22 protein-coding genes are annotated in these 24,920 nt (G+C 50.6%); 20 read left to right on the forward strand and 2 right to left on the reverse strand.

Annotated features, from left to right (window positions below):
• The first annotated feature begins 366 nt into the window (after positions 1 to 366).
• From TU73_RS18255 to TU73_RS18345, 19 genes are all read left to right on the forward strand, one after another.
• Positions 367 to 1,713 (forward strand): Wzz/FepE/Etk N-terminal domain-containing protein, encoded by a 1,347-nt coding sequence (locus tag TU73_RS18255; protein WP_057013387.1) that lies wholly within the window; start codon positions 367 to 369, stop codon positions 1,711 to 1,713.
• Between the two features lie 570 nt (positions 1,714 to 2,283).
• Entirely contained in the window at positions 2,284 to 3,561 is a 1,278-nt protein-coding gene (gene tviB / locus TU73_RS18260) for a Vi polysaccharide biosynthesis UDP-N-acetylglucosamine C-6 dehydrogenase TviB (RefSeq protein ID WP_057013388.1), read from the forward strand.
• 53 nt (positions 3,562 to 3,614) lie between these two features.
• Positions 3,615 to 4,640 (forward strand): NAD-dependent epimerase/dehydratase family protein, encoded by a 1,026-nt coding sequence (locus tag TU73_RS18265; protein ID WP_057013389.1) that lies wholly within the window; start codon positions 3,615 to 3,617, stop codon positions 4,638 to 4,640.
• Between the two features lie 173 nt (positions 4,641 to 4,813).
• A complete protein-coding gene (gene asnB, locus TU73_RS18270; RefSeq protein WP_057013390.1) occupies positions 4,814 to 6,775 on the forward strand; it encodes an asparagine synthase (glutamine-hydrolyzing) in 1,962 nt (653 codons plus the stop codon).
• Complete coding sequence (locus tag TU73_RS18275) at positions 6,772 to 7,902, forward strand: glycosyltransferase family 4 protein (protein ID WP_057013391.1); 1,131 nt, start codon at positions 6,772 to 6,774, stop codon at positions 7,900 to 7,902. Before asnB ends, TU73_RS18275 begins: the two co-directional genes overlap by 4 nt.
• Positions 7,899 to 8,873, forward strand: coding sequence for a UDP-glucose 4-epimerase family protein (locus TU73_RS18280; RefSeq protein WP_057013392.1), 975 nt, complete (start codon positions 7,899 to 7,901; stop codon positions 8,871 to 8,873). Before TU73_RS18275 ends, TU73_RS18280 begins: the two co-directional genes overlap by 4 nt.
• Positions 8,874 to 8,904: 31 nt before the next feature.
• A complete protein-coding gene (locus TU73_RS18285) occupies positions 8,905 to 9,927 on the forward strand; it encodes an MraY family glycosyltransferase (RefSeq protein WP_057013417.1) in 1,023 nt (340 codons plus the stop codon).
• Positions 9,928 to 10,016: 89 nt separating this feature from the next.
• Entirely contained in the window at positions 10,017 to 12,011 is a 1,995-nt protein-coding gene (locus tag TU73_RS18290) for a polysaccharide biosynthesis protein (protein ID WP_057013418.1), read from the forward strand.
• 344 nt (positions 12,012 to 12,355) lie between these two features.
• Entirely contained in the window at positions 12,356 to 13,933 is a 1,578-nt protein-coding gene (locus tag TU73_RS18295) for a hypothetical protein (protein WP_057013393.1), read from the forward strand.
• Between the two features lie 577 nt (positions 13,934 to 14,510).
• Positions 14,511 to 14,912, forward strand: coding sequence for a sugar 3,4-ketoisomerase (locus TU73_RS18300; RefSeq protein WP_057013419.1), 402 nt, complete (start codon positions 14,511 to 14,513; stop codon positions 14,910 to 14,912).
• A 4-nt stretch (positions 14,913 to 14,916) separates the two neighbouring features.
• Positions 14,917 to 15,381, forward strand: coding sequence for a GNAT family N-acetyltransferase (locus TU73_RS18305; RefSeq protein WP_057013394.1), 465 nt, complete (start codon positions 14,917 to 14,919; stop codon positions 15,379 to 15,381).
• Positions 15,374 to 16,306: a GNAT family N-acetyltransferase gene (locus TU73_RS18310; RefSeq protein WP_057013395.1), complete on the forward strand. Its 933-nt coding sequence runs from the start codon at positions 15,374 to 15,376 to the stop codon at positions 16,304 to 16,306. The genes TU73_RS18305 and TU73_RS18310 overlap by 8 nt, the downstream gene beginning before the upstream one ends.
• Positions 16,307 to 17,434 carry a DegT/DnrJ/EryC1/StrS family aminotransferase gene (locus tag TU73_RS18315; RefSeq protein WP_057013396.1) on the forward strand — a complete coding sequence of 376 codons (1,128 nt, stop codon included), beginning with the start codon at positions 16,307 to 16,309 and terminating at the stop codon, positions 17,432 to 17,434.
• A 1-nt stretch (position 17,435) separates the two neighbouring features.
• Positions 17,436 to 18,698, forward strand: coding sequence for an O-antigen translocase (locus TU73_RS18320; RefSeq protein ID WP_057013397.1), 1,263 nt, complete (start codon positions 17,436 to 17,438; stop codon positions 18,696 to 18,698).
• Entirely contained in the window at positions 18,688 to 19,581 is an 894-nt protein-coding gene (locus tag TU73_RS18325; RefSeq protein WP_082642631.1) for a glycosyltransferase family 2 protein, read from the forward strand. The genes TU73_RS18320 and TU73_RS18325 overlap by 11 nt, the downstream gene beginning before the upstream one ends.
• Positions 19,582 to 19,622: 41 nt before the next feature.
• Complete coding sequence (locus tag TU73_RS18330) at positions 19,623 to 20,654, forward strand: hypothetical protein (RefSeq protein WP_156421241.1); 1,032 nt, start codon at positions 19,623 to 19,625, stop codon at positions 20,652 to 20,654.
• Positions 20,655 to 20,801: 147 nt separating this feature from the next.
• On the forward strand, positions 20,802 to 21,134 hold the full coding sequence (locus TU73_RS18335; protein ID WP_057013400.1) for a ComEA family DNA-binding protein: 333 nt from the start codon (positions 20,802 to 20,804) through the stop codon (positions 21,132 to 21,134).
• Between the two features lie 130 nt (positions 21,135 to 21,264).
• Positions 21,265 to 21,909 (forward strand): GntR family transcriptional regulator, encoded by a 645-nt coding sequence (locus TU73_RS18340; protein WP_057013401.1) that lies wholly within the window; start codon positions 21,265 to 21,267, stop codon positions 21,907 to 21,909.
• A gap of 14 nt (positions 21,910 to 21,923) precedes the next feature.
• Positions 21,924 to 22,772 carry an urea carboxylase-associated family protein gene (locus tag TU73_RS18345; RefSeq protein ID WP_057013402.1) on the forward strand — a complete coding sequence of 283 codons (849 nt, stop codon included), beginning with the start codon at positions 21,924 to 21,926 and terminating at the stop codon, positions 22,770 to 22,772.
• A gap of 8 nt (positions 22,773 to 22,780) precedes the next feature.
• Here the strand turns inward: TU73_RS18345 and TU73_RS28460 are convergent, their stop codons facing one another.
• The gene (locus tag TU73_RS28460; RefSeq protein ID WP_082642632.1) at positions 22,781 to 22,948 is read right to left on the reverse strand and encodes a DUF2897 family protein; all 168 of its coding nucleotides are present in this window, start codon (positions 22,946 to 22,948) and stop codon (positions 22,781 to 22,783) included.
• 112 nt (positions 22,949 to 23,060) lie between these two features.
• Positions 23,061 to 24,425, reverse strand: coding sequence for an ethanolamine permease (gene eat / locus TU73_RS18350; protein ID WP_057013403.1), 1,365 nt, complete (start codon positions 24,423 to 24,425; stop codon positions 23,061 to 23,063).
• Between the two features lie 396 nt (positions 24,426 to 24,821).
• Between eat and kdpF the strand changes: the two genes are divergently transcribed.
• Positions 24,822 to 24,911, forward strand: coding sequence for a K(+)-transporting ATPase subunit F (kdpF, locus tag TU73_RS18355; RefSeq protein ID WP_003218754.1), 90 nt, complete (start codon positions 24,822 to 24,824; stop codon positions 24,909 to 24,911).
• The last annotated feature ends 9 nt before the right edge of the window (positions 24,912 to 24,920 follow it).

Below are 24,920 nucleotides of genomic sequence, written 5' to 3' on the forward strand. Positions count from 1 at the left end.
TTTTTTCCTCTGAATGGCATTGTGTTGCTGCGCCATTTTTCTGTTACGGCGCTTGTGAAGGCCTAAGACTACTCAGTATCGTTGAGCATTCCCTTATGTTTTCTCCGCTAGCCATCTTTTCCTCCCTATAGGCGAGTTTCTTTTAGACTTATTCCTGCCCTTTTGGGAATCATCCTACAGGCATGTCAATACTTGTAATGTATGGAAGAGGTGGCAAAATGCAATCTGTTCTCGATAACGGACATTTTGTGCGCTAAAAATTTGGCAGAGACGCCGGATTTTTGCGGTCATCCAAATAGAATAAAAAACACACAATCTTGTCTGCATAACGAGCCCGCAGTTTCTCCTTGAAGGCAGGTTTTTGTTGTGAGTAGTAGCTTCCGCGCCCCCCTGAATCCATCGTCAGATGAAATTGATCTTATTGCCCTGTGTCACACGCTGTGGCGGCAAAAAAAGCTTATTGTGCTTGTCGTTGCATTGGCTGGCCTGATCGCCGCAGCATACGCTTTTCTGGCAACGCCTGAATATCAGGTCAGCAGTGTGCTGCGTCCTGCGGCAATTAATGAGTTGGACGCGCTCAACCGGTCTGATGTGTATAACCTCCCGCCGGGAGAGGCATTGTTGAGAGTGGGTGCATCTTTAGAGTCATATGACACGCGCCTGGGTTTTTTCCGCGCCAATCAAAAACTGTTTGAGGCATTCGTGCGGCCTGGGCGTACCCTCGAGCAAAGCTTCGAAGAATTCAATCGAAAATCCATTGATCTGGTACTGCCAGACCCTAAAAAAGCCGACTCGCTCAGCGCATACATCAAACTTCAGATGAATTACCCGAAAGGTGTGGATGGCGTATCGATCCTCAACGGTTTTATCGACTACGCGATTGGGATTGAGCGCCAGCAGATCGCCGCGGATCTGAACGTGATAGTTAAGAATCGGTTGAACGAGCTCAATGCCAAGATGCTCGCCGCTCGTGCGAGTTATGATACCGACAAGGAGGCCAAAATCGCCTCGTTGACGGAGTCCGATGTGATGCGCCGAGCACAATTGCGCGATGAGCTTAAGGCGCTGAGGGCTCAACTCAAGACCCAGCGAATGGACCGAATGGCGCAGTTGAATGAATCCATAGGCATAGCTAAATCGCTAGGTATCAGAAAGCCCTCAACGCCATCGTCTCTCGGCGACTCGGATCGTAGCGGCGCTTCCAGTACCATCCGTACCGAAATCAATAACCAAGCTATTCCCCAATATTTCATGGGCTTCGAGGCCCTTGAGGCCGAGCGATCGGCTTTGCTGCAGCGCAAATCGGATGATTTCACTGAAGGGCGTATCGCACAGATTGCCAAAGAGCTGCAATTGCTCGAGTCCAATCGACAGATTGAAGTACTTAACAGTCGTGAGAACGAAGACATATTCCTTAGCGGAGTAGAACCCATACGAACTGAAGAGGCTCGTCTGCGTAATCTGAATATCGATATGAGCCGTTTGAAATTGGTCGCTATCGACAAGCAGGCATTGGAGCCTTTGAGTCCTATCTTTCCGAAGAAATCCCTGGTGATAGGCGCTGGATTGATCCTCGGCCTGATGCTGGGTGTCATATTGGTATTGTTTCGGGAATCGCTCATAAATCGACGCAGTGTTTTTGCTGCTCGTAAACCCTCTCCTGTAGCGCCAGCGGCGGTGGAAGAGGAGTCGCGTAACGCCAAGGTTGCTTGATGTTGCTGAATCGGCCCAAGTGCGTTTCAGCTATTGGTTGGGCGTCATCATCTGGCGCCCTTTTAGGCAGCTGCTGCAATGTAACGCAATACGGATTCTCCTTTGCGCACGTAGTATGATCGTATCCCTGACACTGAGCGTCAGCTGCTTCGTTTTCCCGCTAGTGTTTTCAATTCGCTCGCTTAAAATGCAGGCTGTTTTTTATCGATGTATGCATATCGATTGATACTGTTCTGGGGGAGGCTTTTCCGCTTGAAGCGCTCTCAATAGCATGCGGTGTCTGAGTGCCGGAGAGGGCGTTTGGGGAAAACGGTAGCAATGTGCGCGGGCTGTATAGAAGGACCGACCGGCACGGCGTCGCGGGAGCAGTTCGTAATTTTGGTATTGTTGCCAGCCGGATATTGTGCGCGGTGAAGCACGTACAGAGCGAACAATTGGATGGAAGGTAAGGCTCGCCTCTGGGATAGGTCGGTGACCGAAAACCAACACCTGAGTGGCAGTCTGCCAAGGTAATGTAGCGACTGCTGTCCCAGAAAACTCTGAATTCTTTGGATTATTTAGGCTTTGATTATGCAAAAAATGGAAGATATTAAACTCGCTATCATCGGCCTGGGTTACGTTGGCTTGCCCCTTGCCGTGGAGTTTGGCAAGCACCGGACGGTGGTCGGGTTTGACATCAGCCAGCCTCGTATCCAAGCGTTGAAAGAAGGGCACGACGCGACGTTGGAGGTTTCTGACGAAGAATTGAAACAAGCGAGCTTACTGAGCTTCAGCTGTGAATTGAGTGAGCTGGAAAATTGCAATACCTTCGTGGTAACGGTGCCCACTCCAATTGATGAATACAATCAGCCGGATTTGACTCCCCTGATTAAGGCTTCTGAGAGCATCGGTAAGGTGCTAAAAAAAGGTGATTTGGTCATCTACGAGTCCACCGTTTACCCAGGCGCAACCGAGGAGGATTGTGTTCCTGTTCTCGAGCAGGTCTCGGGGCTGAAGTTCAATGTCGATTTTTATGCAGGCTACAGTCCGGAGCGTATTAACCCCGGGGATAAAGAGCATCGCGTTACGACGATAAAAAAAGTTACTTCGGGCTCCACGCCAGAAACTGCTGACTTGGTTGATGCGCTTTACAATCAGATAATTACCGCCGGCACCCACAAAGCAAGCAGCATCAAAGTGGCCGAAGCTGCCAAGGTGATTGAAAATACTCAACGTGATTTAAATATTGCGCTTATCAATGAATTGGCCATTATTTTTAACAAGATGGGCATTGATACTGAAGCAGTACTTCAGGCCGCCGGCACCAAATGGAACTTTCTGCCATTTCGTCCGGGCCTTGTAGGGGGGCACTGTATAGGGGTTGACCCGTATTATTTGACCCATAAAGCGCAGTCTATTGGCTACCACCCTGAAATCATTCTGGCCGGTCGTCGGCTGAATGACGGCATGGGCGCCTATGTGGTTTCCCAGTTGGTCAAGGCTATGCTCAAGCAGCGCATACACGTGGATGGCGCCCGCGTACTGATCATGGGGCTGACGTTCAAGGAGAACTGCCCAGATCTTCGTAATACTCGTATTGTCGACATTGTACGCGAACTTGCCGAATACAATATTGCGGTTGATGTTTACGACCCTTGGGTTAGTGTTGCTGAGGCTGAACACGAATATGGTATTACGCCGATTAAAGCGCCAGCGCAAGGCGTTTATGATGGTGTGGTATTGGCGGTGGCGCATAATGAGTTTCGTGAGCTTGGTGCCGGCAATATTCGAAAATTTGGCAAGGCCGAGCATATCCTTTATGACCTAAAATATTTATTGAGTCGTGAAGAATCGGATATCCGACTTTAAAGTTTGGGCCCTGAATATCGCCCCTTAAATCGACTTCGAAAGAGCTAATACTGATGACCCGCTACGAAACACTATTGCATACGCTTCCAGCTGCACCAAAAACCTGGCTGATCACCGGGGTGGCAGGCTTTATTGGTTCAAATTTGTTGGAGACCTTGCTAAACCTTGACCAAGTCGTTGTCGGGCTGGATAGTTTTGCAACCGGGCATCAGCATAATCTTGATGAGGTGCGGTCCACTGTTTCGGCTGCGCGTTGGGCACGTTTTAGCTTTATCAAAGGCGATATTCGCAACTTGGAAGACTGTCACCAAGCCTGCCGAGGCGTTGATTATGTACTGCACCAAGCTGCACTGGGCTCCGTACCACGCTCGCTGAATGACCCTGTCACCACCAACGCTACCAACATAGACGGTTTTCTAAATATGTTGGTGGCTTCTCGGGATGCGACTGTAAAGAGCTTTACATATGCCGCAAGTAGCTCAACTTACGGCGATCATCCTGGTTTGCCAAAAGTAGAGGATACTATTGGAAAACCCCTCTCCCCTTATGCTGTAACGAAGTACGTGAATGAGCTTTATGCGGAGGTCTTCGCGCGCTGCTATGGGTTTGAAACAATCGGTCTGCGCTACTTCAACGTATTTGGCAAACGACAGGACCCAGAAGGCGCGTATGCAGCCGTTATTCCAAAATGGACAGCTTCGATGGTAAACAATGAAGACGTCTTCATTAACGGTGATGGTGAGACGAGTCGGGATTTTTGCTTTATAGAAAATACCGTCCAAGCCAATTTGTTGGCGGCAACCGTGGTTGACCCTGCAGCGCGTAATCAGGTTTATAACGTTGCCGTCAGCGGTCGCACGGATTTGAATCTGCTTTTCTCAACCCTGCGTAAAGCGTTATTGAACAGCGGTATTATTTACGAGAAAGAGCCCGTCTATCGGGAATTTCGTGCGGGCGACGTTCGCCATTCGCAGGCGGATATCGGGAAGATACAGACCTTGCTTGGCTATGAACCGAAGTTTGATATCGAACAAGGCATCGAAATTGCTATGCCTTGGTATGCGAACTTTTTGAAGTGATCCAATGGGGTAGAGGAGCAGGCATAATATTTCCTCAGTGTATGTACTTTATTACTGAAACTTCAGGATGGGCGTTGGTGAGGAAGATTGCGAGGGGCTTTACTATTGTCCGCGTCCGAGCGCGGGTTAAGAATATTCTTGAGCAGTTGACCTCTTGTAAGGACACTCATTAAATGTGCGGATTTAGCGGTATTTTCAATGTTAATACAGGCAACTTGTCGGATATTGTAGCGCGCATGAATGCGGCCATACTCCATCGTGGCCCTGACGATGGAGGCATTTGGGAGGATCAAGAGGTTGGACTGGCCCTTGGCCACCGCCGCCTTTCGATCGTCGACCTATCGGCTGCTGGCCATCAACCAATGCATTCCAGCCTCGGACGTTTTATCATCGTATTTAACGGTGAAATCTACAATCACGCTGAGCTTCGCCAGCAACTTGAGACCGAAGGACTGGCTCCCCAACAGGGATGGCGTGGTCATTCTGACACCGAGGTACTGCTCGCTGGCTTGGCAGGTTGGGGCATAGAAAAAACTCTACAGGCCTGCGTTGGTATGTTCGCCTTTGCACTATGGGATAAGCATGAGCGGAAGTTGACGTTAGCTCGTGACCGCATGGGTGAGAAGCCGCTTTACTATGGCTGGCAAGATGACACTTTGCTTCTTGGCTCTGAACTCAAAGCGATCAAAGGCTTTGCAGGTTTCCGGGGAGAAGTTGATCGCAGTGCATTGACGTTGTTGTTACGACATAACTGCATTCCTGCCCCTTACAGTATCTATAAAGGGATTGGGAAGCTTGAGCCGGGCCACTATGTCACGCTTCCGTTATCGGATATCCCGCTCGCAAAAGTAACGCCCCCTCAAGCGTACTGGCGGCTCAATGACGCAGTGAAAAAGGGGCTTTCGAACCCGTTTTCGGGCACTCCAACCGAAGCTGCGGATTTGCTGGAGGCACAGTTGCTCGCCAGCGTCGGTCAACAAATGTTGGCAGATGTTCCGTTGGGTGCTTTTCTCAGTGGTGGCGTCGACAGCAGTACGATCGTAGCGCTGATGCAAGCCCAAAGCATGCAACCCGTGCGAACCTTCACTATTGGTTTTGATGAAGGCGGATACGATGAAGCAGTACATGCCAAGGCCGTAGCGAAGCACTTAGGGACGCAGCATACGGAACTCTATGTGAGCCCTCAGGATGCCCTCGCGGTAATCCCGCAATTGCCCTCAATGTATTGCGAGCCTTTCAGTGACAGTTCCCAGATCCCGACTTTCCTCGTCAGTCAGTTGGCCAGGCAACAACTCAAAGTCGTGCTGAGCGGGGACGGTGGTGATGAGCTCTTCGGTGGCTACAACCGCTATCTGAGCGCCAAAAATGTTTGGTCTAAAATGCAGTCACTTCCACCTGTTGCCCGCAAGGCTGCTGCCGGGCTTTTGCGCTCCGTGTCTCCATCTACTTGGGATAGCTTGTTCCAAGTTTCCAAGCCATTGTTGCCCAAGCGTTTGCACCTAAGTACGCCAGGTGAAAAGGCGCACAAACTGGCGAATGTTCTGACACTTGCCGATGGGCATCAATTTTATCTGCAGCTTAATAGTCACTGGAGCGATCCCGCCAGTGTGGTGATTGGCGGTGAAGAGCCAAAAACCATATTCACCGATAGCGGCCGGTGGCCCGAAACGGACAGTTTTGAGCACTGGATGATGGCTATGGATGCACAGACCTACATGTCCGATGACATTATGGTCAAGCTGGACCGCGCAGCCATGGCTGCGAGTATTGAAGGGAGGGTGCCGATGCTGGACCATCGGGTTGTTGAGCTGGCTTGGCGCATGCCCCTAGAACTGAAAATTCGCAACGGTCAGGGCAAATGGTTGTTGCGCGAGGTGCTTTATCGTCATGTTCCCAAGGCATTGATTGAGCGACCAAAACAAGGCTTTGGTATTCCGTTGGGTGCATGGCTGCGTGGGCCTTTACGCGAATGGGCCGAATCGCTGCTTAATGAAGCGCGCCTTCACCAGGAAGGATATTTTCACCCTGCTTCGATCCGTAAAATGTGGAAAGAGCATTTGGAAGGGCGCGGCAACTGGCAGCCGCACTTATGGACGATATTAATGTTTCAAGCATGGTTGGAAGAACAAGCATGAGCCCTGTGCTGTTATTTATCGTTAATGATCCGGGCTTTTTTCTTTCCCACCGCCTGCCTGTTGCAAAAGGTGCGCAGGCCGCCGGTTACCGTGTCCACGTAGCGAGTATGCCAGGTCATGCCGTTGAAATTATAACTAAGGCAGGATTTGAGCATCACGAGCTGCCGTTATCTCGCAGCGGACGAAATCCAATGGCAGAGCTGCGTTTGATATTTGCCATTTGGAAGTTGCTGTGGCGGCTGAAACCGGACGTATTGCACTTGGTCACAATCAAGCCCGTTCTGTACGGAGGGATCGCAGCTCGACTTGCGCCGGTTAAAGGCGTCGTCGCGGCTATTTCGGGGCTAGGTTTCGTGTTTTTGTCAAAAGGCTTGAAGGCAGCATTGACCCGTCAGGTAGTCAGCACTTTTTATCAAGCGGCGTTAGGTAAACGCAACCTGCGGGCCATTTTCCAGAACCCTGATGATCGTGATTTGCTGTTGGGCATAGGCGGACTTGATGCGTCGAAGGTCGTCATGATCAGAGGGTCGGGCGTCGATTTGTCTCTGTACTCCAGTGTGCCGGAGCCAGAGGGTGTTCCCGTGGTATGTCTCGCCGCGCGTCTCTTGCTTGATAAAGGTGTAGTTGAGTTTGTAGAGGCGGCGAGGATACTCAGGGCGCATGGCATAGAGGCGCGTTTTCAGTTGATCGGTGATATTGACCCAGGTAACCCGGCGACGGTTTCGGCAGCGCAGCTTGAAGACTGGCGCAAGGAGGGTTTGGTCGAATTGCTAGGTTACCGCAAAGACATTGCTGCCCTCTTCGGCGCGGCGAATATTGTGGTGTTGCCATCGTACCGGGAAGGCCTGCCGAAAGTTTTAGTTGAGGCCGCCGCCTGCGCAAGAGCGGTGGTCACCACGGATGTGCCAGGCTGCCGTGACGCCATCGAACCTGGCGTGACCGGCTTATTGGTTCCAGTTCGGGACGCACAGGCATTGGCGAGTCAGTTGCAGGTGCTGATCGAAGACCCCGTGCTACGTCGTAAGTTTGGTCAGGCGGGGCGCGAATTGGCGATGCGGGCATTCGCAATCGAAGAGATCGTCGGCCAGCACTTGGATGTCTACAGGCAACTGGAGAAGAAGGTTTGACTCAGCAAAAGACATACGCGATTACTGGCGCAACTGGTTTCGTCGGCAGTGCAGTATTGGAACGTCTCGCAGCTCAGGCAGGCGTGGAGATCAGGGCGCTTGTACGGCGCGTGGGGGTGAAGCTTCCGGCCAACGCAGTGGCAGTGCAGGTGGGAGAAGACTTTCTGCTTGAGGGCGACCAGCCTCTGGAGGGGGTCGACGTCCTGGTCCACTGCGCTGCGCGGGTACACATAATGTCCGATGCTTCCAGTGATCCGTTGTCCGAGTATCGAAGCGTAAACGTCGCCGGCACGTTGAAGCTTGCTGAGTCAGCCGCCCGGTCCGGCGTCAAGCGCTTTATATTTATCAGCTCCATCAAGGTGAATGGGGAGGGGACAGTCCCCGGCAAACCCTACACTGCGGATGACATGCCCGCGCCCGTGGATGCCTATGGCATATCTAAAATGGAAGCAGAGCAGCGGCTCATGTTGCTGGGCAACGCGACCGGGATGGAAATCGTCATTATCCGCCCTGTTCTGGTTTACGGACCTGGGGTCAAAGCCAATTTCCGCAGCATGATGAGTTGGTTGAACAAGGGTGTGCCACTACCTTTGGGGGCGATTCCCAACCAGCGCAGTTTGGTCGCCCTGGATAACCTGGTTGATCTGGTTGTGACTTGCCTGGACCACGCTGCCGCCGCCAATCAGACGTTTCTAGTCAGCGACGATGACGACATGTCCACCACTGAGTTGCTCAAACACATGGGCGAGGCGTTGCAAACCCCAGTGCGATTGATTCCAGTACCTGCTTGGTTGCTGCTTAGAGGAGCCGCTCTACTAGGACGTAAAGATGTTGCGCGCCGCTTGTGCGGATCCTTACAGGTCGACATAAGCAAAACCCGGAGTTTGTTGGGGTGGACGCCTCCCTTGACCGTTGCGCAGGCCCTGAGCAAAACGGCCAGAAGTTTCCAGGAAAGCCTGAAATCGAAGTAGTCCTTAGATGGGACGGAATTTGGAGCTGTTGATGAAAGATTTACTCTGGCTTGCACCGTGCGTTGCAATCCTGGCACTCGTTCTTACATGGTGTTTGCGCTACTACGCTTTGACCCGCAGTTTGATCGACATTCCGAATGCGCGTAGTTCTCATTCTGTGCCTACCCCGAGAGGCGGAGGGGTGGCCATCGTTGTTGGATTCCTGGTTGCTTTGCCGTTGTTGTGGGCAGGTAACCAAATCACGTTATCGGTGATGTGGGCGCTACTGGGCGCGGGGGCGGTAACTGCACTGCTTGGGTTTCTCGACGACCATGGGCATATTGCTGCTAGATGGCGTTTGCTGGGACATTTCAGCGCCGCCGCCTGGGCGCTTTTTTGGCTCAATGGTCTTGCGCCGGTCAGCTTCGTGGGAGGCAGTATCGACCTCGGGCCAATAGGACATGTCCTCGCGGTTTTTTATCTGGTGTGGATGCTCAATCTCTACAACTTCATGGACGGAATTGACGGACTCGCAAGCGTGGAGGCCGTTTGTGCATGCCTAGGAGCCTGCCTGGTCTACTGGTTGGCAGGCTATCAAGACCTTATCTGGTTGCCGCTGATCCTGAGCATGGCGGTTATCGGATTCTTGTACTGGAATTTTCCTCCGGCAAAGATATTCATGGGGGATGCTGGGAGTGGCTTTCTGGGTATTATCATTGGCCTGCTATCGCTGCACGCGGCCTGGCACTCTGCGGTTTTACTTTGGGTATGGCTGATTTTGCTCGGCGTCTTTATTGTCGACGCGACATTTACATTGGCCCGACGGCTTGCTCGTGGAGACAAGGTATACGAGGCCCATCGTAGCCACGCTTATCAATTTGCCTCGCGCCAAGTTGGGGCACACTTGCCGGTCACCCTGTCGGTATTGATGATTAACCTACTCTGGTTGCTGCCTATAGCGCTTTGCGTAGCACTGCTGGGGCTCAATGGTCCGTTAGGTTTGTTAATCGCCTATGCACCACTGATACTGCTGGCGCTAAAGTACCGCGCAGGCGCGTTGGAAAAAAACGCTTAGTTTTAAGGTCGGCATTCGCGCAAAATGTTTTAATGATTGTTACAGAGTGAATGTTGCGTCAGGCGCTCCAAGAGGTGTTTAAAGGGTTTATGGATACGATACGGACATATTTGCTGGGTCTTCCTCGCCGTAAGAAACGGATTCTGCAGGTGATGACCGACGTCGTCCTTGTGTGGCTGGCGCTATGGATGGCTTTCGTCGTTCGTTTGGGTATAGACGAAATGATCAATCCCTTCAGCGAGCATCGATGGTTGTTTCTCAGTGCACCTGTCGTAGCTATTCCGTTATTTATCCGCTTCGGGATGTACCGCGCTGTCATGCGCTACTTTGGTAATGATGCCTTGATAGCGATAATCAAGGCTGTAAGCCTCTCATCCCTGATCTTGGGGGTGGTCGTCTATTGGTACAGTAACCATCAGAATGTGGTCCCGCGCTCCATTGTCTTCAATTATTGGTGGCTCAGCCTCATCATGGTGGGTGGATTGCGTTTAGCGATGCGCCAGTATTTCCTTGGCGACTGGTTTGCCGCTGCTCAGCATGTGCCTTTCACCAGTCGTGAAGATGGCTTGCCGCGCGTAGCAATATATGGCGCTGGTGCTGCCGGTAATCAATTGGTTGCGGCTTTGCGCATGGGGCGATTGATGCGTCCTGTGGCGTTCATTGATGACGATTCAAGTATCTCCGATCGAGTCATTTCCGGCCTGCAGGTTTATAAGCCTAAGAATATCCAGCGCATGATCGATTCCACCGGAGCTCAAGAAATACTGCTAGCGATACCGTCGTCTAATCGCGGGCGTCGGCGTGAAATACTGGGGTTTTTAGAGGGTTTTCCGCTCCATGTACGCAGTGTTCCGGGCTTCATGGACCTGGCCAGCGGACGAGTCAAAGTCGATGATATTCAGGAAGTCGATATTGCCGATTTGCTGGGTCGCGATGCAGTACCCGCACAAGGTGAATTGCTCGAACATTGCATAAAGGGGCAATGCGTTCTCGTGACAGGTGCCGGCGGATCGATCGGCTCTGAGCTGTGCCGGCAAATACTTTCACTATGTCCTACAACGTTGCTGTTATTCGAGCATAGCGAGTACAACCTCTACAGCATTCTTTCTGAGCTGGAGCAGCGGATAACGCGAGAGTCTTTGCCCGTAAAATTACTGCCCATACTTGGCTCGGTGCGCAGCCAGTCAAAATTACTGGATGTTATGAGAACATGGCGAGTCAACACGGTTTACCATGCAGCAGCGTATAAACATGTACCGATGGTCGAACACAACATCGCCGAAGGCGTACTAAATAATGTGATCGGTACTTTGAATACTGCGCAAGCGGCGCTTCAATCTGGCGTGGCAAACTTTGTGCTTATCTCGACTGACAAGGCTGTTCGACCCACCAATGTCATGGGCAGCACCAAACGCCTAGCAGAACTCACGTTGCAGGCGCTCAGCCGTGAACCAGCGCTGGTGCTGTTTGGTGATAAATCAAACGTATCCCACGTCAACAAAACACGCTTCACCATGGTGCGCTTCGGAAATGTACTGGGCTCTTCAGGATCGGTTATCCCGTTGTTCCACAAGCAGATCAAATCCGGGGGGCCATTGACCGTGACCCATCCAAAGATCACACGTTATTTCATGACCATTCCAGAGGCCGCACAGTTAGTGATCCAAGCGGGCTCTATGGGACTTGGGGGCGATGTGTTTGTGTTGGACATGGGTGAACCGGTGAGAATTGTTGAGCTAGCTGAGAAAATGATCCACCTCTCCGGGCTCAGTGTTCGTTCGGATAAGAACCCTCATGGAGATATATCTATTGAGTTTTCCGGTTTGCGTCCTGGCGAAAAGCTGTATGAAGAGTTGCTGATAGGGGATAACGTTGTTGCCACCCCGCATCCGATGATTATGAGCGCCAATGAAGATCACCTGCCTTGGGATGTACTCAAGGCTAAGCTGACCGAGTTGCTGGCAGCGGTAGATCAAGATGATTACAGTCAAGTGCGTAAATTACTCCGCGACACAGTCAGTGGCTACGCGCCAGACGGTGAAATTGTCGACTGGATTTACCAACAGCGTCGACTAGAGCCTTGAGCTGAAATACGAAATCAAGCTTGAACGAAAAGACCAGTCTCTGATTGGTCTTTTTTTTGCGCGCGAGGGTGGCTTTAAGCGTGCTGCTCAGGGATCTGGAGGGCGAGGGCTTGGGTGCCAGGGACTAGCTCATTTCTTGAGATATGCATAAATGCATTGATATTTAATGCGTTTATGCATATCATGTCTGCAAGCCATTGGGATCGCTGGAATGGTAAAGAGCGATGCTAAGCGGTTAAGGCAAAATTATGCCGCTTGGTATTAAAAGGCCAGATTACGCGGTAATTGCGTCAACCTGGCTTGGAAATTGATAGCCCACTTGATTGGGCAATTTAGAGGTAACTATGACTTCCAATAACGAAAATAGGGCTTCGCTGGATGATATCTCTGTCGAGGGGGTACGGGTGCAAGCAATGTTCAAGGCAGAGGCAGTACGCCGCAATGCCGGTATCCAAGGTTGGATCAAGCCAGGGCCAGCTAACCTATCTGAAGTTGGTGTGACGTCTGATATTCGCACCACAGCGGCTGAGGTAACGATTAACTCTGAAGCGGCGGCTTCCGCACTGGCGTACAGCGGGACGGGCACTCAGTCAGACCCCTACATTATAAAAGATAAAGATATTACCTTCGCTAGTGGTAAGCCAGGCTTTGTTCTCAATGATCCATCGGCGACCTACCATGTGCGTTTTTATAATGTAATTGCATCGGGATCTTCCAATGGCTCGTCAATTATTAATCTGGTTGGTTTCGGTACGCCGGTTGTATTTGAGCGTTGCAAGTTCCAGGGCGCTGACGGCGCTGCTGATGAGCTGCTTGCCTACCTCACTTCCGGGTCGCTGGAGATGTATGGCTGCGAGATCGCAGGTGTATCGAATTATTGTTTCTTTGGGGCCGGTACTGCAGGTAAGAGTGTCAAGCTGACGGACTGCATCGTGTCGGGTATTGCGAAGAACTCCTCAACCAATGGTGTTTTCTATGCTTACGGGGCGGGCGAGTTTAAGGTTGAAGTTGATCGTTGTGCATTTACATCCAGCCATTTTCACTGGCATGTCGGTAACGGCTGGACGATCGAATACGTCGCTGTGCAGGATACCTTGATTTCCGGCTGTGCAGTTGGCATTGGTGATCTCAACTATATGAAGCCCGGCGGTAACATTTACAGCCAACTGCCTAATATGATCAAAAACAGCCACTTCAAAAATGTGCGCTTTACCTATACTCCGGGAGTAACGCAAACTGCTGTGTACGGTAACGGCGCGGATAAATGCATATTTGAACATTGCGCGTTCGAAGGTAACGTCGCGGACCGTCGCCTTTTTGAATGGCGCCGGACGACGGATGTAACGGTGTTGCAGTGCTTCTTTCAGAAAACCGAGGGTTCGGAAAGTGCAGGAAATGAAGTCTGCGAATTTTGGGAGACGTCTGGTCTGACAATCAAAGAGTGCTGGGTGGATGGCGCACCAGAAGACTGCTATGAGCTTGTCACGTCCTACGGTAACAACAAATTCATTGACAACGTTGGCGATAATGTAACGGGTCAACTAGTGGATATTTTTGGCGTCGGCAGCTATGACGTCGAAATTGACGGCGTTTACGGTGATTGTGGAGACTCGGCCGTACTGATCACGGATGTTGACTACGTACGCGTTAAAAACGTATTCGTTGAACAGACGGGTGATTGGTCGCTGGGGTCTGTGGTACTCGAGCGACGCAATGCTGCGCCGGGTGTTTCTCCAAAAGGCTGCGTCATTATGGGCTTTCTGTCGTTGCCTTCCGTATCGAGTCAAGGTCAACCTTTTGCTGTAGATACCACCCAGGCGGTTGAACCAGGAGGTATTGGTGAAAATTTTGCAGCGTGGTGGCAGGACGGTGAGCTGAAGTTTTACGGCTCTCAAGCACTGTCAGGGATGACATTGAAATAGAAATAGAACCCGCTACGGCGGGTTTTTTTGTGTCTGTTCAATGCTTCTTCGCAGCCGTAGGGCGGACACCTGCAAGAGGAGCATTGCCTTGAGCAGCCCCCGCAGTAAAGCGAATCGTCGGCGTTCAGGATTGGGGCATAAGAAAGTGCTCCAGCCAGGGATGTCTTGCTGTCATCCAAGTGATAGAATCGCTGTCCAAAAAAGTAATCTCAGTCTTTTACCCGCTATCTGTATGTTCAGCAAGGAAGCTTGGTCTTTCCAGGCTAGAGCGAGGGCTCCAAGCAGGGGGCGGCGAAGGGGCTGCATTAGTGCTTTCAGGTTTTCTGCACGTTGGCCAGTGGATGAGGTCTGAGCCTCCCGGTAGCCTATGGTTCTTGCCGAGGCAGGACGGTCATGATCGAATAGATCTACGACCGACAGGGCGCTGATGATGACTTGTCTGGCAATAAGCATATTCGACTGCAGAGCTTGACCGGCAAGCAATAGGTCAATCAGTAGAAGTAACGTAAAGCTTAGCGCGGCGTTGGACCTGAAGTACGTGTACTACGTTATCACTGATATGGCATGGAGGGGCAGCGTGAGTCTAGTTAAGTGGATTGAATTTCAAAAACTTGGTGACCACCGAGGTAGCTTGGTTTCTATTGAACAAGGGAAGTTGATCCCTTTCGAAATTAAGCGGGTCTACTATATTTACCATACCGGCGAAGGTGTCAGTCGTGGCTTCCACGCGCACCATAATCTTAAGCAAGTAGCAATTTGCATGGCTGGTCAGTGCAGGATGGTACTGGACGATGGCCGTAGCAGGGAAGAAGTTGTCCTCGATTGCCCCACCAAGGGGATTTTAATTGAGGGTCTTACTTGGCGAGAAATGCACGATTTTAGCGAAAATTGCGTACTTCTGGTTCTCGCTAGTGAGCCTTATGAAGAAAGTGATTATATTAGAGATTATACAGAATTTTGTAAGTTGATAAGTGAATAAGGCCATGATCAAATTGGTCGCTTATAATGAAGAGTATCTCGCTTTAAGCGGGAAGTGGCTTCGTGATCCTGAAATTAAAGAGTTAACGCAAACGCCCAGCTTCACGGATGAACAGCAAATTGGTTTTTTCAATTCGCTGGTAGATAGGGATGACTATCGAATCTTCGGTTTAGAGTATTTCGGTCGAAAAGTGGGCGCAGCAGGTCTAAAGAACATTATCGATCAGCGTGCCGAGTACTGGGGTTATCTTGGCGAAAAAGAATTATGGGGGAAAGGTCTCGGTCAATCGATAATAACGGAGATCTTTGCCTTTGCGCTTTCCATCGGTGTGTCATCCGTATTTCTCAAGGTTAGCCCTAATAATATTCGCGCGATAAAGCTTTATCAGAAAGTAGGGTTTGAAATGGCCGGTCATTTGGATGGGCTATGTGTAATGGAAATCAATATAGGCAATAAGCCAGATGTATGAACTGAAGAGATACGATGCCTCTCTGAGTAAAGATTGGGATTACGTAGTTGAGCATTCAAAGAATGGTAACTTTATCCACTTGACTCAGTACTTTCGCTATCATGAAGCTCGTTTCAATGATGTGTCGGTGTTGATCTATAAGAAAAATCGTGTGGTTGCGATTTTTCCAGCAAATATTATTGATACGACGATTTTCAGTCACTCTGGCCTGACCTACGCCGGTATTATTTTTCTGAAAGATGTTGGTTGCAAAGCAATGCTGGATATATTTGAAGCATTAAAGGCACACTATAAAGATCTCGGTGCCGTGGATCTGGTGTACAAGTGCATCCCCTCTGTATTTACGCGCTATCCCGCAGAAGAGGATCTTTACGCGTTGTTCAGGAATAATGCGAAGTTGTTTCGTCGTGATGTTTCGTCAGTGATAGAGATTGCTCGGGCGCCTAAGCTCTCTGACTCTAGAAAGTGTGTCATAAAGAAAGCCGAGAAAAATGCTGTTACGTTCAGTTCTTCGGTAAGCACTGCCGATTTTCATGTGCTGCTGTCTAAAATATTGGAACGCTTCGACTCTAAGCCTGTTCATTCGCTGTCCGAAATTGAACTTTTAATGTCACGCTTCCCAGAGAATATAAAGGTCTTTGGTGCTGTGCTGGAAGGTCAACTGTTGGCTGCTGCGATGGTTTTTGATTTTGGACACATCGTGCATACGCAATATTTGGCAGCCAGTGATGCGGGCAGGCAAGTAGGTGCTTTGGATTTTGTTTTGAATAATTTAATCAGCGATGTGTACGGTAACCGACAATATTTTAGCTTCGGTATTTCTACGGAAGATGGCGGCCAGGTGCTCAATGAAGGGCTTGTTTCGCAAAAAGAAGGTTTTGGTGCGCGAGCCGTTGTGCATGATTTCTACCGAATGGAGTTATAAATGATCAGTTTTCTCGATTTGAAGTCTGTGAATTCCGAAATGAGTGGGGAGCTACTCGCGGCTTGTAAGCGAGTTATCGACTCCGGCTGGTACATTGCCGGTAACGAGTTGCGAGACTTCGAGTCGGCCTTTGCGGAATACTGTGGTACTAAATATTGTGTTGGGGTAGCAAACGGTCTCGATGCACTGATCCTGACCCTGCGCGCGTGGAAAGAGCTGGGTAAGCTGAAAGAGGGTGATGAAGTCCTTGTCCCGGCTAATACCTATATTGCTAGTATTTTGGCTATTACAGAAAATCGTCTAGTTCCGGTATTGGTTGAACCGAACCCTCAGACATTCAACCTATGCCCCGAGCATATTTTGAAGTCTATTACACCAAAAACCAAAGCGATTATTGCCGTTCATTTATATGGACAGCTGGCTGATATGCCGGCGATTCTTACCATTGCCCAAGAGCATGATTTATTGCTCCTTGAAGACTCTGCACAAGCTCATGGTGCGAGTATTCAAGGGCGCAAGGCTGGAAATTGGGGTAATGCATCGGGTTTCAGCTTCTATCCTGGGAAGAACCTGGGAGCGCTTGGTGATGGTGGTGCGGTTACCAGCAATGATGCTGAACTGGTAGACACGTTACGAGCTTTACGCAATTACGGTTCTCATGAACGTTATAAAAATTTGTATCAGGGCGTTAACAGTCGGTTGGATGAAATACAGGCGGCGATGCTAGGCGTGAAACTCCGCTATCTTGATCAGCACACGCAACAACGTAAGGCCATTGCAAATACTTATTTGAAGAATATTAAGAACCCTCATATTGAATTGCCGTTATCGGCGTCTGTCGATGCTGAGGTTTTCGATTCGCATGTCTGGCATTTATTCGTCATTCGGAGTAATAAGCGTGATGAGCTGCAGCAGCATTTGACCGCGTGTGGTGTGCAGACCTTAATTCACTATCCTATTCCGCCACACAAACAGAGCGCTTACCCTCAGTTGAATGAGAAAAGTTTTCCGGTCTCTGAGTTGATTCATCAGCAGGTCCTGAGCCTGCCTATCGGCCCGACAATGACAATGGCTGACGTCAACGCTGTTATCAAAGCGTGTAATAGCTTTTCCTTCAGCGATCGATGAAATGAACCTTATACGAACCAGTTTGCTGAATGGCGTTGCGGTACTTATCAAGATGATAGCGCTGCTGGGTATTAATAAAGTACTTGCAGTTTACGTTGGTCCTGCTGGGTATGCGGCGGTTGGGCAGTTTCAAAATGCTGTCCAAATGATAACGACATTCGCAAGTGGCGCTATTAACACAGGAGTTACTAAATACACTGCTGAATATGAATCGGATGCAGAAAAACAGAGAGTTGTTTGGCGTACCGCAGGCACGATATCCGTCAGCGCTTCGATTTTTCTGAGTATTTTGATTCTGATCTTCTCGGAAGAGCTGGCACTTTGGTTTCTCAAAGATGCCAGCTTTGCCGGTGTATTTGTGTGGTTTTCATTAGCCTTGGTGTTTTTTTCGTTAAACTCCTTATTGCTAGCTATATTGAACGGCAAACGGGAAATTGTCAGATACGTTTTAGCGAATATATCAGGTAGCCTATTCTCGCTCATTGTAACAGCGCTGCTTGCGATGAAGCTTGGCTTGTATGGTGCGCTGGTTGGGTTGGCCATTTATCAATCGCTGAGCTTCTTGGCTACTTTAATATTTTGCCTCCGCTTGACATGGTTCAAATTTAAGTTTCTGTTCGGCAAAGTTGATTATGCTACCTCTGCGAATTTAGCTAAATATACGCTAATGGCGTTGACGTCTGCCTTATGCGTACCGATCAGCCATATTCTGGTGCGTAACTATTTGGGAGAAAATTTGAGTTGGGTGGAAGCGGGGTATTGGGAGGCAATGTGGCGATTGAGCGCTGCTTATCTTTTACTGATTACCACGACCTTGAGTGTTTATTTCCTACCGCGGCTTTCAGCTGAAAATGACAAGGCTATACTAAAGCGGGAAGTGCTTTCTGGTCTTAAGTTGCTCGTTCCTTTGGTAATACTAGGTGGCCTAGTCGTTTTTGGATTGCGTGATCTTATCATCGCTCTGCTATTTACCGAAAAATTTACTCCAATGCGGGATTTGTTTTTTTGGCAGTTGGTAGGGGACTTGTTTAAAACTTGCGGTTGGTTGCTGGCTTATATCATGTTAAGCAAGCCTCTGGTGAAGCTTTACGTGATTACAGAGATTGTCTTTTCGCTAAGTTTCTATCTGCTCACTATTGTCTTTCTCAATGTGTTTGGTTTTGAAGGCGTTGCCATCGCGCACGCAGTTAACTATTTAATTTATTTGATTGTGATGTATTGCTTCGTATTTGAACGGTATTTGGGAGTTTCGCATGTTGCTTGAAAAGGAAAGCGCTGGACCGTTAGTTAGTATGTGTATTCCTGTTTATAATCATCAGAAATTTGTAGAAAGAAGCATTAGAAGTGTCATAAATCAAAGCTATGAAAATATTGAACTGATTATCATAGATGATGGGTCTTCTGATTTATCAAGAAGTTTCATTCAAGATCTTTTGCCGCTTTGTGAACAACGATTTGTAAGGTTCACCTATATAGCTCAAGAAAATCAAGGGTTATCAACGACTCTAAATACGGCTCTTGAATGGTCCCAGGGTAAGTATTTTTCAGCATTGGCGTCGGATGACAGCATCCTGCCTGAAAAAACTGAGTTTCTGATTCAATATCTAGAAAGTCAGCCAGACTGCGTAGCTGCGTTTGGTTCGATTTACCTGATAGACGATGAGAGTCGCCGTACCAGCACGCGTATCGGGTCTGGAAGGTATAGTTTTCGTGACGTTATCATGCTTAAAGCGCAGGTGCCGGCAGCCGCAGGCATGCTCAGACTTGATACCTTGCGCAGCGTAGGCGGTTTCAATACCAATACGCGTGTTGAGGATTGGGATATGTGGTTGAAGTTGACGAGTGCTTCTAAGGGATATCTGCAAGCGCTTCCTGAGTTGGTTGCGGAATATCGGCAGCACGCCGAGAACACCCTTAAGCAGCTAGATTTGATGTATGAGCACCAAATGAAAATTCTGCAGGCCTACCGTGAGTGCCCGGAATATACGTCAGCGATCACAGCACTTGAATGTACACGTTTTAGAAATATTGCTAGTATTAGAAAGAAAGAAGCGCTGGGTAATTTTTTGAAGTTGTCGTGTACGCTTGGCGCCTATAAAGAAATACGCTTTTACCAAGGTATAATCCATCTTTTCCTTAAGTGGTAGTTATGTTAAGTGTGCGGAAAACCACGCTCGCCGCGTTTGTCATGTTGCTGCTCTCATTCACGCTCATGATGGGGTGTGCTTATTTGTTTTCAGTTATCGTAAATGATAATGAAACAATTACTGATGCCAGGGCTTATTATTTTTTCTACAATGAGTTGCTTTCAGAAGATGTGCTGGGTTTCGCCACCAGCTTGACGGAGGAAACAGGTAAGTTAGAGTTGGGTATATACCTTTCGGTCTATACTATTTTCAACTCGATTATTATTGATCTGCAGTCTTTTGCATTTGCTTCCATGTCTCTAGTATTTGCATTTTTGATGTTGTTTGTTTTTTGCGCGGCGCGCAAGATTGAAAAAAACGCCCTTCAAGCTGCATTTTTCGTCCTTCTGTCAGTCTTAATATATTCGTTGTGGTACCCCTCCTACGCTTCTGTGCTATGGGTATGGAGGTCTCACATGGCATTTACATTGCTATTTCTGGGGATGTTGAGTTCTCGATTTATTGTTGCGGTATTATTTGTAGCCCTGTCAATTTTATTTCATTACTCCAGCGGCATTTTGGCGGTGGTAGTTTTTTTCATATTTATTTTTGTTGATCGCTTCCCTAGGCTTTCAGTTCCTACAAAGTATGCAATTTCGTTGCTTGTCGGATTGATGGGGTCTTTGGTTGTTGGGTATTTAAAGCAAGTAGTTGTTTCGGGTGACGGCAATTGGGAAAGCGAGACCAATGCTGGATTGTTTGTTTATGCGTATGTGTTCTTGTTTGTATTGGCGCTGATAGTTTTATCGGCTTGGCGAAAATATTTTAATCTATATTTTTCAAGTGTGGAGAATGCCATGCTGAATAGGATGTTTTGCATTGCCCTATTTTTCTTGGGGCTATCGGTTACATCTGTTAACTCTCACCAAGACCTTATGAGGATCATGCAGCCTGCGTTTATAATTATACCTTTTATTTATCTAATGTTTCTAAACACTGCCAAGGGGACCTCACGTGCGCTGCTTGTCTTGCTTTTGGCCCCGGGGATAGTAATGGGCCTACGATCGGCCTATATGTATTGGGGGGGCGCTTGATTTCAAACGTTCAAAACGTTGCCCTGACACTACGCCGATCACACATTGTAACGCTCTCATTTTTGACAGTTTTCCAACATCACCTAGATTGATAAAGCAGCTTTGGAATAGCTGCTTTCACATCAACGATGTTAAGGAGCTTCATCAATGTACAACACGTATGTTTCTTCCCTGTTCTTCGCTTTCCTCACCAGCATTTCGGTTGCTGCCACTGCTGCTCCCTCTGCTAAACCAGAAGCACCATCCCCTATTTCTGTGCAAATGACACAAACCGAGCAATCCACCAAGGTCAACCTCAACGCCGCCGACGCCGAAACCCTGCGGCGCGATTTGTTTGGTATCGGCGCCTCCAAGGCAAAGGCAATCATCACCTATCGCGAAAGCAACGGTCCGTTCACGGCGGTGGATGAGTTACTGGAAGTAAAGGGCATCGGCAAGGCGTTGCTGGAGAAGAATCGCGACAGGCTGGTAATAAACTGAGGATGTAGATACAGCCCTGAAGGCCGGTCATTGACCGGCCTTTCCGTTATCCGAGACTCCCGTCGCCCCCTATTGGCATGAAACGTGATTACATCCAACTCAATGATTGTTCAACAATCCTGAGGTAGTGATGACGCTCAGCATGTCTTTAGCCGATCAAATCGCCCTGGAACTACGCGCTGACATAATCGGCGGCAGGCTATTACCTGGTATGCCGCTGATCGAGGCGGAGTTGGTCAACTCCTACAACGCCTCGCGCAACACTATCCGTGAAGCGCTGCATCGTCTGGGCCAGGAGGGCCTCACTCGCTATGTACGTAATAAGGGTGTGATGGTTCGGCGCCTGGAGAGGGAGGAAGTTCGCGATCTGTTTGTAGTCCGCCGCACCCTGGAATTGCAGGCCATAACCCAAAGCGGCCCGCTGACGGGCGCTCAATCAGGGCGTATGCACAGCGCTATTGAGGCCACCACCCTGGCTCGTGAGCGTGAAGATTGGCGAGCCGTGGCCACCCACAGTCTTATGTTCCACCAACAGATCGTCGCGTTGATGGGCAGCCCATTGTTCGATGAGTTTTTCGCCCAGGTGATCGCCCAATTGCGCCTGGCGTTCTGCGCCGCGCCTGACGAGCAGCGTTTCCAGTCGCCCTGGCTGGAGCGCGACCATGAGATATATGCGCTGTTAACTCGCAACCAAACCCAGGCTGCCAGCGAAGCAATGAGCCTTTACCTGGACGATTCCGAACACCTTTCCCTCGCCCTGTTTGATCACCCTTGATGGAGGATTGCCCAATGTACAAAGACTATCCCGCCGCTTACCAAGTCAGCAAAGGTTCCGCGTTGCAGGTGGATAAGGCGTTCTATGAGCGTATCCGCGATCGCCAGGATCAGCGCACATTGATCGAACAGTTCGAGGTACCGATCCGTACGGGCAGGGCATGGAAAGTACCGGCCGGGCACGTGTTCCGTGTGACCACACCAGTTGGACCGCAGGTAGGCGACTTCAACGTCTGGAATGCCAATGACCCGCGCGAACGCTTGTGGGCTGCGCGCACCCGACAGCTGCAAGGCGCCCATGTCAGCACCCATGATCGCTTGTGGTCGAACCTGCCCTTTCTAAGACCCTTGGTCACCATCACCGACGACAGCCTCGCCAACTACGGCATCGATGAGCACGGCGGGCGCCTGCACGATTTGCTTGGCACGCGTTGCGACCCTTATGTGAACCGTATGCTGACCGGTGAGGATTTCCATCACCACTGCCACTCGAACCTGACCCGCGCAGTACTGCCCCATGGCCTGACGGAGTTCGACGTGCATGATGTGCTGAATATTTTCCAGTGCACGGGCCTCAATCACGATGACATGTACTTTATGAAAGCCTGTCCGGCGCAGAAGGGCGATTACCTGGAGTTCTTTGCCGAGATTGATTTGCTGTGCGCGTTGTCGACCTGCCCGGGTGGGGATTTGTCGCTGCCGATGTGGGGGCCGGATGCACAGGATCCGCTGACGGTGTGTCGTCCGTTGGGGGTGGAAATCTATAGGTTGGAGAATGAGTTGCTGAGCGGTTGGAGCCAACCGGAACGTGCTGCCTACAAGGGGCAGCACGGGTTGCAGATTGCCAAGGCGGTTTGGGAGTAACTCAAGGTTCAGCGATCCTGCGCATCCTTGGCATCCGCCTGCGCATTGCGCTCGACCACGCGCTTGCGTTGTTCGTCGGTGAGTTCCACTTTGTTGGCGCTGTCACGCAGCATCATCAGCCCACCGACGATCGACCCGATCGCTACCACCATAATCAACCACGCATACCACGGCATAAGGGCTCTCCTTGAGGCAGATAACCGTCGAAGAACTCTTCTACGGTGATAACTGCTTTGAGTAACGGGCTTTCTGAGTAGTTCATTGTAGGCCCGTTCTGCCTCGCCGGCTCTATAGTCCTGTCAACATCGCATCCGCGGGGGCATCGGCGCGGTCTTGTGCGGTGAGTTGGAAGTAGACGAAGCCCACCAGCATGAAGCCCAGGAAGATCAACCCGATCAGCACATTGAACCAGGCCATCGCCACCAGGCACACCACGGCCAGTACCAATGCGATACCCGGCACGATGGGGTAGCCCGGCGCGCGGAAGGTGCGTTCCAGCAGTGGCTCGGTCTTACGCAGTTTGAACAGGCTGAGCATGCTCATGATGTACATGACGATGGCGCCGAAAACGGCCATGGTGATCATGGCGGCGGTCAGGGTCATGCCGCCCAGGTTGATCAGGCCATCGCTGTAGATGGCGGCGATGCCGACCACGCCGCCTGCAATAATGGCGCGGTGGGGTGTCTGAAAACGCGACAGTTTGGCCAGGAAAGATGGCAGGTAGCCGGCGCGGGCGAGGGCGAAGAACTGGCGCGAGTAGCCGAGGATGATGCCGTGGAAGCTCGCCACCAAACCGAACAGACCGATCCATACCAGCATGTGCAGCCAGCCGGAGCTTTCGCCGACTACGGTTTTCATCGCCTGGGGCAGTGGGTCGTTGATGTTCGACAAGGTGCGCCAGTCGCCCACGCCACCGGCGAAGAACATCACGCCCATGGCCAGGATCACCAGGGTCAGGATGCCGCTGATGTAGGCTTTTGGAATCGTGCGCTTGGGATCTTTGGCTTCTTCGGCCGCCATGGCCGCGCCTTCGATGGCGAGGAAGAACCAGATGGCGAAGGGGATCGCGGCAAACATCCCGGCAATCGCCGGCGCGCCGAAGGTGTCGGAACCGGCCCAGCCATTGAGGGCGAAATTGCTGAAGCTGAAGGCCGGGGCAACCACACCCATGAATACCAGCAGTTCGGCGACGGCGAGTACGCACACCACCAGCTCAAAGGTAGCGGCCAGTTTGACGCCGAGGATGTTCAGGCCCATGAACACGATGTAGGCGCCGACGGCGGCGTGCTTGGGGTCGAGTGCCGGGAACTGCACGTTCAGGTACGCGCCAATGGCCAAGGCAATCGCGGGCGGGGCGAAGACAAATTCGATCAAGGTGGCCAGGCCGGCAATCAAGCCGCCTTTCTCACCGAAGGCGCGACGGCTGTAGGCGAACGGGCCTCCTGCGTGGGGAATCGCGGTGGTCAGTTCGGTGAAGCTGAAGATAAAGCAGGTGTACATTGCGGCGACCATTAATGAGGTCACCAGGAAACCCAAGGTACCGGCGACGCCCCAGCCATAGCTCCAGCCGAAGTACTCGCCGGAGATCACCAGCCCGACGGCGATACCCCATAGGTGCAGGGTGCCCAAGGTGGGTTTGAGTTGTGTGTTCATTGTGGGGTGCTCCCTGAACGGTTTGGAATGATTCAAGGTGTTGCAGTGGTTATGCCAGGCTGCGAAACCCTGTCGCAAAGCAGTGCTTGTGTCGTCTGCGGGACGGTTTGGCGTTTGAATGGAGCTTGGCGTGCACCAGATAAGGGCGGTGGTGTCTGACCTGCCGCCATCGCGGGCAAGCCCGGCTCCCACATTTGAAATGCATTCCACTGTGGGAGCCGGGCTTGCCCGCGAAGAGGCCCTCCCAGCCACTGCAAATTCCGCTGTAAACCCCGCATAAACCCACTCTTTACGCCATCTTTACGCCCTGCCCAGCGCCTCGCCCTCGTTCCTTTACGCCCCATCTGCGGACAATGCCCCCACACGCGGCAATCGCCGCAAGACGGAGAAACTTCCATGAGCGTTCTGGACGGGGTGTCACTGCTATTGGCCGTGGCGCTGTTCATTTATCTGCTGGTTGCGCTGTTACGCGCGGATCGGAACTAGGAGCAGGGC

This window comes from Pseudomonas libanensis, from assembly GCF_001439685.1.
GTDB lineage: Bacteria > Pseudomonadota > Gammaproteobacteria > Pseudomonadales > Pseudomonadaceae > Aquipseudomonas > Aquipseudomonas libanensis.

Coding starts and splice junctions, on each gene's coding strand:
- TU73_RS28460 (WP_082642632.1), bottom strand. CDS start 22,948: ATGCCGTGGTATGCGTGGTTGATTATGGTGGTAGCGATCGGGTCGATC.
- TU73_RS18320 (WP_057013397.1), top strand. CDS start 17,436: ATGAACCTTATACGAACCAGTTTGCTGAATGGCGTTGCGGTACTTATC.
- TU73_RS18345 (WP_057013402.1), top strand. CDS start 21,924: ATGTACAAAGACTATCCCGCCGCTTACCAAGTCAGCAAAGGTTCCGCG.
- TU73_RS18295 (WP_057013393.1), top strand. CDS start 12,356: ATGACTTCCAATAACGAAAATAGGGCTTCGCTGGATGATATCTCTGTC.
- TU73_RS18315 (WP_057013396.1), top strand. CDS start 16,307: ATGATCAGTTTTCTCGATTTGAAGTCTGTGAATTCCGAAATGAGTGGG.
- TU73_RS18275 (WP_057013391.1), top strand. CDS start 6,772: ATGAGCCCTGTGCTGTTATTTATCGTTAATGATCCGGGCTTTTTTCTT.
- TU73_RS18330 (WP_156421241.1), top strand. CDS start 19,623: ATGTTGCTGCTCTCATTCACGCTCATGATGGGGTGTGCTTATTTGTTT.
- eat (WP_057013403.1), bottom strand. CDS start 24,425: ATGAACACACAACTCAAACCCACCTTGGGCACCCTGCACCTATGGGGT.
- asnB (WP_057013390.1), top strand. CDS start 4,814: ATGTGCGGATTTAGCGGTATTTTCAATGTTAATACAGGCAACTTGTCG.
- tviB (WP_057013388.1), top strand. CDS start 2,284: ATGCAAAAAATGGAAGATATTAAACTCGCTATCATCGGCCTGGGTTAC.
- TU73_RS18285 (WP_057013417.1), top strand. CDS start 8,905: ATGAAAGATTTACTCTGGCTTGCACCGTGCGTTGCAATCCTGGCACTC.
- TU73_RS18290 (WP_057013418.1), top strand. CDS start 10,017: ATGGATACGATACGGACATATTTGCTGGGTCTTCCTCGCCGTAAGAAA.
- TU73_RS18305 (WP_057013394.1), top strand. CDS start 14,917: ATGATCAAATTGGTCGCTTATAATGAAGAGTATCTCGCTTTAAGCGGG.
- TU73_RS18265 (WP_057013389.1), top strand. CDS start 3,615: ATGACCCGCTACGAAACACTATTGCATACGCTTCCAGCTGCACCAAAA.
- TU73_RS18325 (WP_082642631.1), top strand. CDS start 18,688: ATGTTGCTTGAAAAGGAAAGCGCTGGACCGTTAGTTAGTATGTGTATT.
- TU73_RS18310 (WP_057013395.1), top strand. CDS start 15,374: ATGTATGAACTGAAGAGATACGATGCCTCTCTGAGTAAAGATTGGGAT.
- TU73_RS18340 (WP_057013401.1), top strand. CDS start 21,265: ATGACGCTCAGCATGTCTTTAGCCGATCAAATCGCCCTGGAACTACGC.
- kdpF (WP_003218754.1), top strand. CDS start 24,822: ATGAGCGTTCTGGACGGGGTGTCACTGCTATTGGCCGTGGCGCTGTTC.
- TU73_RS18335 (WP_057013400.1), top strand. CDS start 20,802: ATGTACAACACGTATGTTTCTTCCCTGTTCTTCGCTTTCCTCACCAGC.